This window comes from Pirellulimonas nuda (assembly GCF_007750855.1).
GTDB lineage: Bacteria > Planctomycetota > Planctomycetia > Pirellulales > Lacipirellulaceae > Pirellulimonas > Pirellulimonas nuda.
In genome coordinates, this window is record NZ_CP036291.1 from 5,978,002 (window position 1) to 5,992,914 (window position 14,913).

The 14,913-nt window shown below is 67.1% G+C and carries 16 protein-coding genes; 3 read left to right on the plus strand and 13 right to left on the minus strand.

Annotation, left to right across the window (positions count from 1 at the left end):
* Nucleotides 1-99: 99 nt before the first annotated feature.
* Nucleotides 100-2,712 (minus strand): DNA gyrase subunit A, encoded by a 2,613-nt coding sequence (gene gyrA / locus Pla175_RS23145; protein ID WP_145292277.1) that lies wholly within the window; start codon nucleotides 2,710-2,712, stop codon nucleotides 100-102.
* Between the two features lie 395 nt (nucleotides 2,713-3,107).
* On the opposite strand from gyrA, the gene Pla175_RS23150 reads away from it, so the two are divergent.
* Nucleotides 3,108-3,740 (plus strand): Uma2 family endonuclease, encoded by a 633-nt coding sequence (locus Pla175_RS23150; RefSeq protein ID WP_145291232.1) that lies wholly within the window; start codon nucleotides 3,108-3,110, stop codon nucleotides 3,738-3,740.
* A 157-nt stretch (nucleotides 3,741-3,897) separates the two neighbouring features.
* Nucleotides 3,898-4,974, plus strand: a complete 1,077-nt coding sequence (locus Pla175_RS23155; protein WP_145291235.1) for a hypothetical protein — start codon at nucleotides 3,898-3,900, stop codon at nucleotides 4,972-4,974.
* On the opposite strand, the gene Pla175_RS23160 is transcribed toward Pla175_RS23155, so the two are convergent.
* A complete protein-coding gene (locus Pla175_RS23160) occupies nucleotides 4,916-5,620 on the minus strand; it encodes a methyltransferase (RefSeq protein ID WP_145291237.1) in 705 nt (234 codons plus the stop codon). The genes Pla175_RS23155 and Pla175_RS23160 overlap by 59 nt on opposite strands.
* A 135-nt stretch (nucleotides 5,621-5,755) precedes the next feature.
* Between Pla175_RS23160 and Pla175_RS23165 the strand changes: the two genes are divergently transcribed.
* Entirely contained in the window at nucleotides 5,756-7,069 is a 1,314-nt protein-coding gene (locus Pla175_RS23165) for an ATP-binding protein (protein WP_145291239.1), read from the plus strand.
* A 60-nt stretch (nucleotides 7,070-7,129) separates the two neighbouring features.
* On the opposite strand, the gene Pla175_RS23170 is transcribed toward Pla175_RS23165, so the two are convergent.
* The 11 genes from Pla175_RS23170 to rpsE form a co-directional block, all read right to left on the minus strand.
* Nucleotides 7,130-7,729: a bL17 family ribosomal protein gene (locus Pla175_RS23170; RefSeq protein ID WP_145291241.1), complete on the minus strand. Its 600-nt coding sequence runs from the start codon at nucleotides 7,727-7,729 to the stop codon at nucleotides 7,130-7,132.
* Between the two features lie 57 nt (nucleotides 7,730-7,786).
* Complete coding sequence (locus Pla175_RS23175; RefSeq protein ID WP_145291243.1) at nucleotides 7,787-8,779, minus strand: DNA-directed RNA polymerase subunit alpha; 993 nt, start codon at nucleotides 8,777-8,779, stop codon at nucleotides 7,787-7,789.
* A 99-nt stretch (nucleotides 8,780-8,878) separates the two neighbouring features.
* Nucleotides 8,879-9,505: a 30S ribosomal protein S4 gene (rpsD, locus tag Pla175_RS23180; protein ID WP_145291245.1), complete on the minus strand. Its 627-nt coding sequence runs from the start codon at nucleotides 9,503-9,505 to the stop codon at nucleotides 8,879-8,881.
* 116 nt (nucleotides 9,506-9,621) lie between these two features.
* Entirely contained in the window at nucleotides 9,622-10,011 is a 390-nt protein-coding gene (gene rpsK / locus Pla175_RS23185; RefSeq protein ID WP_145291247.1) for a 30S ribosomal protein S11, read from the minus strand.
* A gap of 122 nt (nucleotides 10,012-10,133) precedes the next feature.
* Entirely contained in the window at nucleotides 10,134-10,517 is a 384-nt protein-coding gene (gene rpsM / locus Pla175_RS23190; RefSeq protein ID WP_145291249.1) for a 30S ribosomal protein S13, read from the minus strand.
* An 82-nt stretch (nucleotides 10,518-10,599) separates the two neighbouring features.
* Complete coding sequence (rpmJ, locus tag Pla175_RS23195; protein ID WP_145291252.1) at nucleotides 10,600-10,713, minus strand: 50S ribosomal protein L36; 114 nt, start codon at nucleotides 10,711-10,713, stop codon at nucleotides 10,600-10,602.
* 183 nt (nucleotides 10,714-10,896) lie between these two features.
* A complete protein-coding gene (gene map, locus Pla175_RS23200; protein ID WP_145291254.1) occupies nucleotides 10,897-11,712 on the minus strand; it encodes a type I methionyl aminopeptidase in 816 nt (271 codons plus the stop codon).
* Entirely contained in the window at nucleotides 11,709-12,290 is a 582-nt protein-coding gene (locus Pla175_RS23205; protein WP_145291256.1) for an adenylate kinase, read from the minus strand. The genes map and Pla175_RS23205 overlap by 4 nt, the downstream gene beginning before the upstream one ends.
* A 95-nt stretch (nucleotides 12,291-12,385) precedes the next feature.
* Nucleotides 12,386-13,735: a preprotein translocase subunit SecY gene (secY, locus tag Pla175_RS23210; protein ID WP_145291258.1), complete on the minus strand. Its 1,350-nt coding sequence runs from the start codon at nucleotides 13,733-13,735 to the stop codon at nucleotides 12,386-12,388.
* Nucleotides 13,736-13,823: 88 nt separating this feature from the next.
* Nucleotides 13,824-14,342, minus strand: coding sequence for a 50S ribosomal protein L15 (rplO, locus tag Pla175_RS23215; protein ID WP_145291260.1), 519 nt, complete (start codon nucleotides 14,340-14,342; stop codon nucleotides 13,824-13,826).
* Complete coding sequence (gene rpsE / locus Pla175_RS23220) at nucleotides 14,339-14,836, minus strand: 30S ribosomal protein S5 (RefSeq protein ID WP_145291262.1); 498 nt, start codon at nucleotides 14,834-14,836, stop codon at nucleotides 14,339-14,341. The genes rplO and rpsE overlap by 4 nt, the downstream gene beginning before the upstream one ends.
* Nucleotides 14,837-14,913 lie beyond the last annotated feature (77 nt).

Genomic DNA, 14,913 nt, shown 5'->3' on the forward strand with positions numbered 1-14,913 from the left:
CGGATCGTCGCGGATCAAGCGGATCAACACTGATCATCACGCCTCATCCAACGTAATCCGCGTGATCCGCGTGATCCGCGGCCCATTCTTTGGCCAGCACTACGCCTCTTCCACGGGCGCCGCGTCACCCTCTTCTTTTGGCACGCGGACGATCGCCATCAGTTGATCGCCGTCGTCCAGCGACATGATCCGCACCCCCTGCGTGTTGCGGCCGATGACGTTGATGTCGCTCGCCTTGATGCGTTGCACCTTGCCCATGGCGGTCATCATCAGCAGCTCGTCGTCGTCGTCCACCCGCACCACGCCCACCACGCCGCCGTTGCGGTCGGTGGTCTTGATGTCCCGCAGCCCCTTGCCGCCGCGGTGCTGCGTGCGGTAGCGATGGGAGGAGGAGCTGTTCTCGTCCTCGCCTTCCGCTGCTTCGACCCGTTCGACGTCTTCAACCCCTTCGACTTCTTGACCGCCGTCGGCGTTGGGGCCGAACGGGGTCCGTTTGCCGTAGCCGTTGGCGGTGGCGGTCAGCAGCGTGGCGCCGGGGAACGCCGGCACCATGCCGACCACGTAGTCCCCCTTGCCCAGCCCGATTCCCTTGACGCCGCTGGTGTTGCGGCCGGTCGGGCGGGCGTCTGCCTCGCTGAAACGGATGGCCATCCCCTTGGCGGTGGAGAGGACGATCTCGTCGCCCGGCTGCACCAGCGCCACGTCCACCAGCTCGTCCCCCTCACGCAGCTTGATGCTGATGATGCCGCTCTTCAGCGGCCGGCTGTAGGCCTTAAGCGCGGTCTTCTTCACCAGCCCGTTGCGGGTGGCCATCATCAGGTAGTGGTCTTCCAGGTGCAGGTCGCGCAGGGCCCGGCAGTCGGCGATCTTCTCTCCCTCGCCGAAGTTCAGCAGGTTGACCACGGCGCGGCCCTTCGCGTCGCGCGCAAGCTGCGGCAGGTTGTACACCTTCTGCCAGTAGACCTTCCCCTGGTTCGTGAAGAACAGCAGGTAGTCGTGCGTGCTGGTGACGAACAGGTGCTCAACGGGGTCGGCCTCGTCGCTCTTGGCGCCCTTGATCCCCTTGCCGCCGCGGTTCTGGGTGCGGTAGGCGGTCGCCGGCGTGCGCTTGATGTACCCCTCGTGGCTGATCGAGACAACCATCGTCTCTTCCTCGATCAGGTCCTCGAGGTCGACGTCCCCCAGCTCTTCGTGGCTGATCTGCGTGCGACGCGCGTCGGCGTGCCGCGAATCGGCCAGCTCCAGCATGTCGTCGCGGATGATGCCGTAGATGCGGGCGTCGTCCCCCAAGATCGACAGGTACTCGCCGATCTCCGTCAGCAGCGTTGAGTGCTCGTCGACCAGCTTCTCCTGCTCGAGGTTCACCAACTGGCCGAGCGTCATCCGCAGGATCGCGTCGGCCTGCACGGGGGTCAGCGAGTAGTCCTCGGCCGCGCCGCGTTCGGCGATAAACTGGCCGTAGCCGACGTCGCCCAGCGCGCGTTCGAGCATCGACGAGGGGACCTTGATCTCGATCAGCCGCTGCTTGGCCTCGGGCTGCGTGGTGCTGCTGCGGATGACGCGGATCACCTCGTCGATGTTGGCGTGCGCCAGCAGCAGGCCCTGGACGGTGTGCTTCCGCTTCCGCGCCCGGGCCAAGAGGAACTGCGTCCGCCGGCGGATGACCGTGAAGCGGTGCCGCACGAACTCTTGCAGCATCTCCTTCAGGTTCAGCACGCGCGGCTTGCCGTCGACCAGCGCCAAGAAGATGACGCTGAACGTCTCTTGGATCGACGAGAACTTGTAGAGCTGGTTGAGCACCACGTCCGCGTCGGCGTCGCGCTTCAGGTCGATGACCAGCCGGACCGGCTCGTTGAGGTCGCTGTGGTTGTGCACCGCCGCGATGCCGGAGATCTTGCCGTCGGCCGCGAGCGTCGTGATCCTTTCTTCGACCCGGTCGCGGGCCTGCTGGTAGGGGATCTCGTGGATGATGATCCGCGTCTTCTTGCCCGCCTCTTCGACGCTGGTGCGGGCCCGCACGGTGATGGTGCTGCGCCCGGTCATGTAGCCGCGGGCCACGCTGCTGCGGCCGCAGATGATGCCGCCGGTGGGGAAGTCGGGCCCCGGGATGTGCTCCATCAGCTCCTGGATGCTGATCTCCGGGTTGTCTAGCAGCGCCACTACGCCGCGGCAGACCTCGCCCAGGTTGTGGGGCGGGATGCTGGTCGCCATGCCGACCGCGATGCCCCCCGAGCCGTTCACCAGCAGGTTGGGGAACTTGGAGGGGAGCACCACCGGCTCGGTGCTGCGTTCGTCGTAGGTGGGGACGAACGGCACGGTGTCGAGCTTCAGGTCCTCGAGCATTAGCGCCGCGACGGGCGACAGGCGGGCTTCGGTGTACCGCATGGCGGCCGGCGGCAGCCCGGCGATGCTGCCGAAGTTTCCCTGCTTGTCGATCAGCAGGGCGCGCATGTTCCATTCCTGGGCCATGCGCACGAGAGTCGGGTAGATGACGCTCTCGCCGTGCGGGTGGTAGTTACCGCTGGTGTCGCCGGAAATCTTGGCGCATTTCACCCGCTGTGAACCCGGGCCGAGGTTCAGGTCGTTCATCGCGACCAAGATCCGCCGCTGCGAGGGCTTGAGGCCGTCGCGCACGTCGGGCAGCGCCCGGCTGACGATCACGCTCATGGCGTACGTCAGGTAGCTCTCCTTGAGCTCGTCCTCGATCGGCATGTCGATCAGACGCAGGGCGATCGCCGCGGTCGGGTCGGAGGCGGGCGCATCGCCCGAAGAACCCTCGCCGGGGGTGGGGCCAGAGGCCTCGTTGGGGCCCCCTTCGGACGGGACTTCGGCGGGATCGTCTTCGTCGGCCACAGGCTCGGTTCCTCGGCGGGGAGCGTCAGCGATTGAGGCCCGATTCTACCGGTTTTTGAGCCTGGATGTCAGGGCTACGAACCCGCTAGGCGAGCCGTCGGCGTCAGCCGCCGGAGTGATGCAAAAAGGGGCCCCGGACCCAGGATCCGTTGGAACCCAGACGTAAATCGCGCCGCCACTCCGGCGGCGGGCGCCGACGGCTCGCCCGATGGAGCGAGCTTCGCGGCCCGCGCGAGGCAGAGTACAATGCCCGCATGTCCGCAATCCCCAACACCTATCTAACGGCCGACCAATACCTTGCTCGTGAGCGCGCCTCGCTGGAACAGAAGCACGAGTTCTATCGGGGCGAGATGTTCGCGATGGCGGGCGCTAGCCGTCAGCATAGCCGCTTGACCTTCGCTCTCAATACTTTGATCGGCTCCGGGTTGAAGGGAAAGCCTTGCGAAGGACACGGCTCAGACATGCGGGTTAAAGTCGATCCGTCCGGCCTCTACACTTACCCCGATCTCTCGGTAGTCTGCGGAGAACCGGCGTTTGAGGATGAACACCTCGATACCCTCCTCAACCCTCAGCTCATCGTTGAGGTCCTCTCCCCCTCCACCGAAACCTACGACCGCGGCAAGAAGTTCGAGCACTACCGCAAGATCGCCTCGCTACGCGAGTACGTGCTGGTGGCCCAAGACAGGCCGCATATCGAACGCTTCGTCCGTCAAGAAGACGGCAGTTGGAACCTGACCGAGGCGAACGGCATCGACGCCTCGATCACGTTGGCGCTGCTCGATCTGCCGCTCGCTCTGAGCGATGTCTACGAGAAGGTAGAGTTCGACGAGGCGGACTCCGCACCTGAAACGCCCGCCGCGGCGCCAGCAGACCGGGCCGGAATTTAGCCGGAATTAGCGTTGCCCCGGCGGGCCGCTCTGTTCATACTCCGGGGCGTGTACGGCGGCCTGTCGGTCAAGCCCTGGGAGGGCGTCCGACGGGGACACACGTGTCGGTTCCGTCGCAGGCGAGACTCAATCCATGGAGGGAAGGAGTTTGCGTACCATGCATCATTGCTATCTAGCGCCGATCGCCTTAGCCGCGATTGTATTCGCTCCCGCTGCGGCGCGAGCCCAGTCGATCGCCACCGTTACGGGGTCGCTCGCGGGTCTGGTCGCCGAATTAACCGGCCCGAAGTACTTCCTGCGTGGTCCCAAGAGCGACCCGCGGCCGTACGTCGACCCCTCGCCGGAGCTCCCCACGCTCTTCCGCACCGCCAGGCTGCTGGACTCCGGCGCGGTAGACGAGGCGGCGCGGCTCGCCGAACAAGCGGGCTACGAAGTGGTCCGGTTTGTCGACCAAAAGAGCGGCAAGCAGTACCTGCTGCTGCGCGAAGACCTGGCGCGTGTCTCTCAGCCGCGTGGCTGGGGGGCGTTCCTGCTGAACCCAGACAGCCAGGTGCCCGCGATCGTCGAGGCGCCCCACCCGCTGGACGACTCCAACTCGGCGAAGGTCGCCGCCATGGTGTTCGAACACGGCGCCAAGGGGCTGCTGCTTGCCGGCGCCCAACGCGACAAGGCGGACGTGCCCGACCTGATTGACTCCGTCTTCCACCAGGTGCACGTCGCCTGGACCGGCCCGCTGGGCCAGGTCGCGGCGTGGCAGATCCACGGCTTCGCGATCGAGAAGCACCCGTTCCCGGACGACGCCAAGGCGATCCTCTCCACCGGCGGCGGCGAGGTGACCGAACAGATCGTCACACTCAACGACCGGCTGGTTCAACGCGGCATGGCGGGCTACTCGTTCAACAACCTGAAGCCCAAGGACGAGTTGAATCAGAAGGTGAACGAGGGGACGCCCGGCGTGCGATTCAGCTCGTTGGCCGCCACCAAGAACGAACAGGGCCGCCATCTGCGCAGCGTCGGCGGGGCGTTCGTGCACGTCGAGCTCGAACGGGCCGTGCGTTCCGACGCCGGTCAACGCCGCGTCGCGGCCGAGGCGATCGCCGAGGCGATCATCGAGACCGCCCGCCCCCTGGGCGTCAGCGCCCGCCCCGATCCCGCCCTGCAGCCACGCCGCACGTTCAAGCCCGAGCGGGTGCGCGAAGCACGTACGCCGCACTCGGCAGCCACCACCGCGTAACGCGACGGACCAGCTCGAACGGCGAGGCGTCGATCGCCCCCCGCACCGCGGCGTCGGGCGTGAACACGTGCTGCACGCCAAACACTACCCGGGCCCCCGGCGCCATCCGCGGGGGCGCCTCGGCGAGGAACCGCCGCAGCACCTGCAGGCCGTCGTCGCCGCCGTCCCACATCGAGCGCTCGCCGGTAAGCCGCTCGGAAAAGTTCAGCCGGTCCCCCACCTCGGTCGGCACGTAGGGGGGGTTAAAAAAGATCAGGTCGAACCGCTCGCCGGCCGGCAGGCCGTCGAACAGGTCGCTGACAAACAGACGCACCGGCGCCCGGTTGTGCTGGGCGACAACGCGTGCCGACTCGACCCTGCGGGCCACGCAGTCGCACCCGGTGAGCGCGAGCCCCGTGGCCTTGGCGACCGAGAGCCCCGCCAGGGCGCCGGCGCCGACGCCCACCTCCAGCGCGCTGCGGTCGCCCGGCAGGGCCGCCTCGCGGACGGCGATCGCCAGCAGCACGGTGGTCGGATCGAAGTCGACCGCCGTCCCCGCCGGCACGCGTACGCCGGTGAGCCGCCGGATCAACGTGCGGCTCCCGCGGATCCGCTTGAGCAGCGGGTGGGTCGTCCGGTAGGCGACGGATTTCAGGTCGAGGCTCATTGTCGGCCGGGCGACGGGGACCGCCACAAGGGTGAAGACGACACCGCGGGTGGCGTCGATTAGACTCGATCTCTGCCACGCCCCCCACCCGCCGCCGGGCGGATCGGCGCCCCCGCCCCAAGCAGCACGCCAGCCATGAGCTCGATCCCCACGACCCCCGCGGCCCGCGACGCCGAACGCTTCGGCACGAGCGCCCGGTGGCTCGCCAAGCTGCGGTGGGTCGCGGCGATCGGCCAGCTCGGCACGATCAGCGTCGTGACGCTGCTGGGGGTCCGCCTGCCGATTGTTCCCTTGTTGAGCCTGGTGGCCGTCACGGTGCTCACCAACACGGCCTTCGCCTGCTGGCGCCGCGGCGCGGCCCGCCGCCCCACGCCCCCCCGCGCGTGGCACGTCGTGATGGGGGGCCTGATGCTGCTCGACCTGGCCGTGCTTACGGCAATGCTGTGGCTCACCGGCGGCACCACCAACCCGTTTGTCGTCTTCTACTTTGTGAACCTGGCGCTGGCCGCGGTGCTGCTCCCTTGGCAGTGGTCGTGGGTGCTTTGCGGCGGGGCGGTGCTGGCCTTTTCGTTGCTGAGCTGGTGGCACCAGAGCATCGAGGCGCTCCGCGAACCGGGGCGGCTGGCGCCCCTCTCGGCGCCCGAGTCGACGTGGCTGGCCGCCATCGGCGCGATCGTGGCGTTCGGGGTGTCGGCGGGCGTGATCGTCAACTTCGCCACCCGGCTCACCGGGCAACTCGAGCAGAGCGAGCAGGCGCGACGCGACGCAGAACAACGCCGGGCCCGCAGCGAGAAGCTCGAGGCGTTGGGGACGCTGGCCGCGGGCGCCGCCCACGAGCTGGCCTCGCCCCTGTCAACCATTGCCGTCGTGGCGCGTGAGCTGGAGCTCGAGCTCCAGGCCCGCGGCGCCTCCGAAGAGGTGCGTCACGACGCCAAGCTGATCCGCGACGAACTGGTCCGCTGCCGCGCCATCCTCGACCGGATGAGCATCGATTCGGGCCAGGCCGCCGGCGAGGCGCCGACCGAAATCACCGTCGCAGAGCTCGCCGCGGGCGTGGTGAGCGGGCTGCCGGGAGCGCCGGTCGAAGTAGAAATCGCCGCGGGTTCCGGGGGCGTTTGCCTGACGCTCCCGGTGATCGCGGTGGGGCAGGCGCTGAGGGCGCTCGCCCAGAACGGGCTCGACGCCTCGGGGGGGAAGCCCGTCGGGCTCGCCATGACGACCGACGCCCGGACGCTCACGATCGAGGTGCAAGACCACGGGCCGGGGATCGACCGCGACGTGCTGCGGCGGATCGGCGAGCCCTTCTTCACCACCAAAGACCCGGGCAAAGGGATGGGGCTGGGCGTGTTCCTAGCGCGGAGCGTGATCGAGCGGCTCGGGGGCTCGATCGACTACCAATCGGCCCCGGGCGAGGGCGCCCGGGCCGTGGTGCGGCTGCCGATCGGCTAGTCCTGCCGAGATTGGCCCAACCGGAGACGGCCCAGCCGGAGACGGCCCAGCCGGGAAGATTCAGCTCGCCTCGACGGTCTCTGCCTGATCGAACGCCGGCTTGGCGGCGCGTTGAACCACGCGGTCGCGGACGCCGACAAACTCAAGGATCGCACGCGTACCGGCGTCGCCCAGACGCGGGGCGGCCAGACGCACCACGCGGGTGTAGCCGCCCGGGCGATCGGTGAACCTGGGGGCGACCGTCTCGAACAGCACGGCCACGGCCTGCTTGCTGCCCAGCAGCGTGATGCACCGACGACGGGCGGCTACGGCCGGCGCCATCGCGGTGTTCCACTTCCGCCAGCCCTCGCCCTGCCGCCACTGCCGCCAGGCGTCCGAGCCGCGCTCGGCGTCGGTCCCGAACTCGGCCGCGGCTTCTTGGGCCTTCACCCCGCCCTTGGCGATGGTGATGCACTTCTCTACTAGCGGGCGTACTTCCTTGGCCTTGCTGAGGGTCGTGATGATACGCCCCTTCACCTTCGGCTCCGATTCCATGTCGAGGAACCGGAGGTCCTCCGGGTCGCGTTCGGTCAGCAACAGGTTGCTGGCCAAGCTCCGCAGCAGGGCGCGTTGGTGCTTCGGGTTCCGGCCGAGGATCCGGCCACGCTTGCGGTGTCTCATAGTCGCGGTTCCGTGACGTGCCCAGCAGGGGTGCGGGCGGTGCGGGGTGGGGGAGGATCAGACCGACATGGCGGAGGAGATCCGCATCCCGAGGTGCAGACCCAAGTCGCGAAGCTTCTCGCGGACTTCGGTAAGCGTGGTTTCGCCGAAATTGCGTACTTCCAGCAGGTGGTCTTCGCTCTTGGTCACCAGGTCGCGGACCGAGAGGATGTTCTCTGCTTCGAGGCAGTTGCTGGCCCGGACCGAAAGCTGGAGGTCGGCGATCGGCATCGACAGCTTCGCCTCCAGGGAGGGGTCGATGCCGGTCGACGAGCTGGTGCGGGCCGGCGAGCGGACCTGCGGGCCAAGCTGCGAGTACTGGACGAACGGGTTGAGGTGCTTCCGCAAGATCTTGGCGGCCTCGACCAGCGCCATCTCGGGGTCGAGCGAACCGTCGGTCCAGACCTCGATGGACAGCTTGTCGTAGTTGGTCTTCTGACCGACGCGGGTCTCTTCCACGTCGAACCGCACCCGCAGCACGGGGCTGAAGATGGCGTCGATGGGGATGATGCCGATCTCTTGGACGTTCTGACTGTGCTCACTGGCGGGCACGTAGCCGCGGCCGTTCTCGACGATCATCTCCATCACGAAGGGGACGTCGTCGGTGAGGGTCGCCAGCACGTGGTCCTTGTTGATGATCTCAACCGCGCCGTCGGTGAGGATGTCGCCGGCGGTGATGGCGCCCGCCGTGTTCCGCTCGACCCGCAGCACCTTGGTCTGCTCGCTGTGGCTCTTCACCACCAGCGACTTGACGTTCAGCACGATGTCCGTCACGTCCTCCAGGACGCCCGGGATGGTGGTGAACTCGTGCTGCGCGTTCTGGATCTTGATCTGCATCACGGCGCTCCCCTCGATGCTGGAGAGCAGGATGCGGCGCAGGCCGTTGCCGACCGTGGCGCCAAAGCCGCGTTCGAACGGCTCGGCGACGAATTTCCCGTAGGTCTGCGAAAGGGTCTCCTGCTCGCAGACGACGGCGCTCGGCAGTTCAAGTCCACGCCAGCGGATATGCATCTGTGTCTCCTGGAAAGCTGTGGGGGGGAGCCGTCTGCCCGGCCGGGGCGCCTGGCCGGGCGATCGCTCGCGGGGGGCCCGACGCGGCTGGCGCGGACGCTACCTGGAGCAAAGCTCGACGATCAATTGAGTCTGTACCGGCACCGAAACGTCCTCGGGGCCCGGGAGTCGGCCGACGATCCCCTCGGGGATCAGGCTTTCGGTCACCGCAAGGAAGTCGGGCACCTCGCGGTGGTTCTCGCTCTGCGAAGCCCGCACCGCGTCGAGGCTCTTGGCGCGGTTCTTGATACGCACCACGTCGCCGGCGCGCACCTCGTAGCTGGGGATGTCTACCCGACGGCCGTTGACGGTGACGTGCCCGTGACAGACCCACTGGCGGGCCTGGGCGCGGCTCAGGCCGAACCCGAGCCGGTGAACCACGTTGTCGAGCCGACGCTCGAGCAGCACCATCAGCGTGTCGCCGGTGTTGCCCTTGGAGCTCTCGGCCCGGTTGAAGTAGCGGCGGAACTGACGCTCCAGCACGCCGTAGTAGTGCTTCACCTTCTGCTTCTCACGCAGGTGGACCGCGTAGTCGGTCACCTTGCCGCGACGCGCGGGCTGCTGGCCCGGCGGGGTGTCGCGACGCTCGAAGGCGCACTTCGCTGTATCGCAGCGGGTGCCCTTGAGGAACAGCTTCATTCCATCACGACGGCAGAGCCGACAGACGGGACCAGTGTAACGCGCCATCTAGGTAGTGATTGGTGAGTGGTGGGCAGTGAATGGTAACAGGAGATTGACGGTGACTTGTGGAGTGATGGTCGGTGCTCTGCCTCTTCACCACTCACGATTCACCACTCTCCTCCCTACACACGACGCTTCTTCCGCGGCCGGCAGCCGTTGTGCGGCAGCGGCGTGACGTCCTCGATGGACTTGACCTTGAGGCCGGCCGCCTCGAGCGCGGTGATCGCGCTCTCGCGTCCGCTGCCGGGACCCTTGACCTTCACGTCTACGTCCCGCAACCCGTACTTCCGCGCCGCCTCGGCGGCCTTGGTGGCGGCCATCTGGCCGGCGAACGGGGTGCTCTTGCGGCTCCCCTTGAAGCCGCTGGAACCGGCCGACGCCCAGCACAGGCAATCGCCCTTGGTGTCGGTGATGGTGACGGTCGTGTTGTTGAACGTCGCGGTGATGTGGGCGACCCCCACTGACACATTGCGACGCGTCTTCTTGGTCGAAGATCCGGACGATTTTGCCACGTTTAAACTCGCTCTCTGGAAATAGACGTCGCGGGATACAACGCTTGCCGATTCGCTGAACGCTCCCCCCGCCGCCCGTGTGGGCCCAACCGGGGCCTATAGCCGGGGACAGCGGCCGGGGACTAACGGAGGTCTTTCACGCCCTTCTTACCGGCGACGGTCTTCTTGGGGCCCTTGCGGGTGCGGGCGTTGGTCTTGGTGCGCTGGCCGCGGACCGGCAACCCGCGCCGGTGGCGGATGCCGCGGTAGCAGGCGATGTCGCGGAGCCGCGAGATGTTCTGACTGGTCTGGCGGCGGAGCTGCCCCTCGACCACGTAGTCCTTGTCCAACAGGGCCGCCAGCCGGGCCACCTCGTCCTCGTTCAGCTCACGCGAGTGCACGTGCGGGTCGATGCCCGCCTTGTGGCACAGCTCGCGGGCGGTCTTCGACCCCACGCCAAACAGGTACGTGAGGGCGATCTCCGTGGGGCGATCGGACGGGATATCAACGCCGAGCAGACGTGGCATGGTGGATTAAGTCCCTGGAGAGGAACCTCGAAATCGGATGGAAGGCGCTGGGCCCTGAAGCTGTTGGTTTGGCTGGGCCGACTTAGCCCTGACGCTGCTTGTGACGTGGATTGGCGCACACGACACGCACCACGCCCCGGCGGCGTACCACCTTGCACTTGTCGCACATGCGTTTGACGCTCGCCCGGACTTTCATCGTTTACGTCCCTTGCTGGCCCCGCGGTGGTGCGGGTCGAATAACTAGTTCACGAACCCCGCCGGCAGGGCGGGCGTCGTCGAATCTTGGCGAAACCACGGAGTGTACGGTTTCACCGCCCTAGTGGGCAACCCCCTGTGGGCACGTTTCTTGCTGGGGAGGCCCGGCCGGGGGCCGCAGGCCCTACCCAGCCGCTAGCACCTGCTGTTCTTTGGCCGTCGGCGCCGCGGTCAGCAGCGTCGGCCCCTCTTCGGTGATCGCGATGGTGTGCTCGAAGTGGGCGCTGGGGCTCCCGTCGTTGGTGACCTGCGTCCACTGGTCGCGGAGCAGCTTCACCCGCTTGGTCCCCATGTTCACCATCGGCTCGACCGCGATCACCAGCCCCGGCGAGATCCGGAAGTCCCCCGTCCCCCGCAGCCCCCGGCTGAGGAAGTTGGGCACCTGCGGCTCTTCGTGCATCTCTTTGCCGATGCCGTGCCCCACGAAGCACTCCACTGTGTGGAACCGGTTCTGGCGGACGTAACGGGCCAATTCTACCGCCACCTGGCTCCAGCGGCTCTTCTCGGCCAGCAGTTCCACCGCCAGGTCGAGCGTGGCCTCGGTCACGTCCAGCAACTTCTGCACCTTCGGGTCGATCCGGCCGACCGCGTACGTCCAGGCCGAGTCGCCGCACCACCCGTGCAGGCGGCAGCCCGTGTCGACGCTGACGATGTCGCCCTCCTTGAGCGCCCGGTTCTTGGGGATCCCGTGCACTACCTCTTCGTTCACGCTCATGCAGGTCACCGCCGGGAACGCCGGCTTCCCCTCGTCCTGGTGGGGGTACCGGTAGAACAGCGGGGTCGCCCCCAGTTCGCGGAAGTGGTCCGCCACGGCGGCGTCGATCTCTTCGGTCGTCACCCCGGGCGCCACCATCGCGCGGACGATCTGGTGGGCCCGCCAGACGGCCAGCCCCGCCTGCCTCATCAGGGCAATTTCTCGTTGGCTCTTGAGTTGAATCACGGCTTCGGGTCGCTGTCGGCAGGCTTCACGGTCGATAGGGCCCCGGTCAAACGGGCGTAAACCTCTTGCTGAGTCCCCACCGCGTCGATCCGGTGCAGCAGCCCGCGTGACTGGTAGTACTCGGCCAGCGGGTCGGTCAACGCGGCGTACACCCGCAGCCGCTGACGGATCGTCTCTTCCGAGTCGTCCGATCGGCCCCGCTTGCTGAGGCGCTGGAACAACTCGTCCTCGGGGATGACAAACTCCAGCGCGGCGTCCAACGGCGCCTGGCGCGACTCGAGCAGCAGGTCGAGCTGGCGGGCCTGCTCGATCGTGCGCGGGAAACCGTCGAACAGGTAGCCCCGTCGGCAGTCGGCGCGTTCTAGCCGCTCGGCGACCAGCCGCACCACCACATCGTCCGGCACCAGCTCGCCACGGTCCAGGAACTCGGCGGCGGCCTGCCCCAGCGGTTCGCCGGCGGCCCGCGATTCGCGGAGCACCTCGCCGGTCGACAAGCGGCGGACCCCCAACGACTCGGCGAGCTTCAGAGACTGGGTCCCCTTGCCTGCGCCGGGGGGGCCGATAAACACAATCCGCATGACGCTCCTCGGCAGACCGACCCGCCCGCGTCCCGCTGGGCTCCGGCATAAAGGTGGCGGCCGCCGTAGCAGCGGGCCGCCGCTGGGGTCGGGGCCTATTCCAGCAGGCCCTTGTAGTTCCGCATCACCAGGTGGCTATCGATCTTCTGCACCAGGTCGAACGCCACACTCACGGCGATCAGCAGGCTTGTGCCCCCGTAGAACATGGCGATGCCCCACGGGACCCCGAGCCACAGGTTGGCCAGCGTCGGGATGATCGCGATGATCGCCAAGAACCCGGCGCCGACGTAAGTGATGCGGAACATCACTTTCTCCAGGTAATCGGCCGTGCGTTTGCCCGGGCGGTACCCGGGGATAAACGAGCCAAAGTTCTTCAGGTTGTCCGCCACGTCCTTCGGGTTGAACGTGATCGCCGTCCAGAAGTAGCAGAAGAAGTAGATCAGGACCAGGAACAACAGGTTGTAGGTGAAGCCCTCGCGGCCGAACACGTCGCCCAGCCCCATCAACAGGCTCTTGACCCAGCCCTCCCCTTCCCAGCCGGCGGCCACCGAGCCGAGCTGGCTGAAGACGAGCATCGGGAACATCATCAGGCTGCTGGCGAAGATGATCGGCATCACGCCGGCCTGGTTTACCTTGAGCGGCAGGTAGCTCTTGCCGCCGCCCACCATCCGCCGGCCCCGCATGTGCTTGGCGCTCTGCATCGTGATGCGGCGCTGGCCGAGCGTGATAAACACCACGCCCACGACCACGCCTATAAACATGGCCGCGAGCAGCAGCAGCTCGGGGGGGTCGATCTTCGAGGGGTCGCCCAGGGTCATCGTCGACTGGCCGATCAACTGGAAGCCGGCGGCCGGCATCTGGGCCAGGATGCCCGCCATGATCAACAGGCTGATGCCGTTGCCGATGCCGTACTCGTCGATCTGCTCGCCGAGCCACATCAGGAACACGGTGCCGGCGGTCATGGTGAGCACCACCACCAGTTTCCAGCCAAAGAATAAGTGCCCCGCGTCGTTGAGGAACTCTGCCGCGGCAAACTTCTCCGCGTACGAGCCGACGTAGAACCAGCTTTGGAACAGACAGAGCGCAACGGTAGCGTAACGCGTGTACTCGTTGATCTTCTTGCGGCCCGCTTCGCCCTCCTTCTGCAGGGCTTCGAGCTGCGGGATCACGCTCCCCAACAGTTGGAAGATGATCGAGGCCGAGATGTAGGGCATGATGCCCAGGCCGAAGATCGTGATGTTGGTGAGCTGGCTCGCGCTGAGCACGGCCACCTGCTGGAGGATGTCGCTGAGACCCCCCGACTCCTGGTTGGCGATCTTGTCCGGGTCGACGATCGGCAGCTGCACCTGGAAGCCGACGCGATAGATCGCCAGCATCAGCAGCGTCAGCAGGATCTTCTGCCGCAGCTCGGGGATCTGCCAAACGACGCGGAGTTTCTCGAACATCGGTAGTTTCTCGAACCTCGCTCGTGTCCCGTTAGAATCCGTGTTCCGTCACCGATCGGACGGGCCGCCCCGCTTGGCGGAGCCGCGCCTACTTCGCGGCCGCAAGCTTGGCCTTCTTCTCCGCCTTGGCGGCCTTCTGCTTCACCGCTACCGGCGTCTTGCCCGGGATGATCACGACCTTGCCGCCGGCGGCCTCGATCTTCTCGACCGCCGCCTTGCTGAAGCGGTGGGCGGAGACCGTCAACTTCTTGGTGACGTCTCCCTCGCTGAGCACCTTGAACACGTCGAACCGGCCCTTGGCCAGGTTCTTCTTCTTCATGGCGTCTAGGGTGACCTCGTCGCCGTCGTTGAACGCGGCGTCGATCTGGCCCAGGTTTACCACCGACACCGTCAGGGCGAACTTGTTGTTGAACCCACGCTTGGGCACCTTCATGTGCAGCGGCATCTGGCCGCCGGCGAAGTTGGGCCGCTGCGAGTGCCCGGCACGCGAGCCGGCGCCCTTGTGGCCGCGGCCACAGGTCTTGCCGTGCCCAGAGCCGATGCCGCGCCCCAAGCGCTTGCGCTTGCGGTTCTTCTGGATGTCGCGGTGGACTTCGTCAAGAATCATGACAGGGTTACTCCGCGGAGGCGTTCGATCTCGCTCTTGGGCCGCAGCGACTTGAGCGCCTCGATGGTGGCTTTCACCAACGGCACTGGGTTGCTGGAGCCAAAGCTCTTCGTGAGGATATTGTGGATTCCGGCGGCCTCGCACACGGCCCGCACCGCCATGCCGGCGATCACGCCGGTGCCTTCCGAGGCGGGCACCAGGATTACCTGGGCGGCGCCGTAGCGGCCCTTGACCACGTGGGGGATCGTGCCGCCGGCTTCGAGGGGAACCGACACCAGGCTCCGCATCGCTTCCTTGCGGGCCTTCTCCACGCTCGGCGGAACCTCGTTGGCCTTGCCGTAGCCCCAGCCAACTTTCCCCTTGTTGTCGCCGACGACCACCAGTGCAGCAAAGCTGAACCGACGACCCCCCTTCACGACCGCGGAGCACCGCTTGATCTTGACGACCGACTCGGCCAGTTCGCCTTGTTGCTTCTCGTGACGGGGTCCGGCCATGGTGGCGCTCTGCGGTTGCGGGGAGTGGTTCGAGCGGACGGGGCCGCTTCTGGGGGATGCCCGGCCAAGCGGCCGGT

Bases quoted from the DNA above. Each gene is read 5' to 3' on its own strand.
- Pla175_RS23205 (WP_145291256.1), bottom strand. From the start codon at position 12,290: ATGCGGATTGTGTTTATCGGCCCCCCCGGCGCAGGCAAGGGGACCCAG.
- Pla175_RS23150 (WP_145291232.1), top strand. From the start codon at position 3,108: ATGTCCGCAATCCCCAACACCTATCTAACGGCCGACCAATACCTTGCT.
- Pla175_RS23155 (WP_145291235.1), top strand. From the start codon at position 3,898: ATGCATCATTGCTATCTAGCGCCGATCGCCTTAGCCGCGATTGTATTC.
- rpsM (WP_145291249.1), bottom strand. From the start codon at position 10,517: ATGCCACGTCTGCTCGGCGTTGATATCCCGTCCGATCGCCCCACGGAG.
- Pla175_RS23170 (WP_145291241.1), bottom strand. From the start codon at position 7,729: ATGAGACACCGCAAGCGTGGCCGGATCCTCGGCCGGAACCCGAAGCAC.
- Pla175_RS23160 (WP_145291237.1), bottom strand. From the start codon at position 5,620: ATGAGCCTCGACCTGAAATCCGTCGCCTACCGGACGACCCACCCGCTG.
- rplO (WP_145291260.1), bottom strand. From the start codon at position 14,342: ATGATTCTTGACGAAGTCCACCGCGACATCCAGAAGAACCGCAAGCGC.
- Pla175_RS23165 (WP_145291239.1), top strand. From the start codon at position 5,756: ATGAGCTCGATCCCCACGACCCCCGCGGCCCGCGACGCCGAACGCTTC.
- rpsD (WP_145291245.1), bottom strand. From the start codon at position 9,505: ATGGCGCGTTACACTGGTCCCGTCTGTCGGCTCTGCCGTCGTGATGGA.
- gyrA (WP_145292277.1), bottom strand. From the start codon at position 2,712: ATGCCGATCGAGGACGAGCTCAAGGAGAGCTACCTGACGTACGCCATG.
- Pla175_RS23175 (WP_145291243.1), bottom strand. From the start codon at position 8,779: ATGCATATCCGCTGGCGTGGACTTGAACTGCCGAGCGCCGTCGTCTGC.
- rpmJ (WP_145291252.1), bottom strand. From the start codon at position 10,713: ATGAAAGTCCGGGCGAGCGTCAAACGCATGTGCGACAAGTGCAAGGTG.
- rpsE (WP_145291262.1), bottom strand. From the start codon at position 14,836: ATGGCCGGACCCCGTCACGAGAAGCAACAAGGCGAACTGGCCGAGTCG.
- secY (WP_145291258.1), bottom strand. From the start codon at position 13,735: ATGTTCGAGAAACTCCGCGTCGTTTGGCAGATCCCCGAGCTGCGGCAG.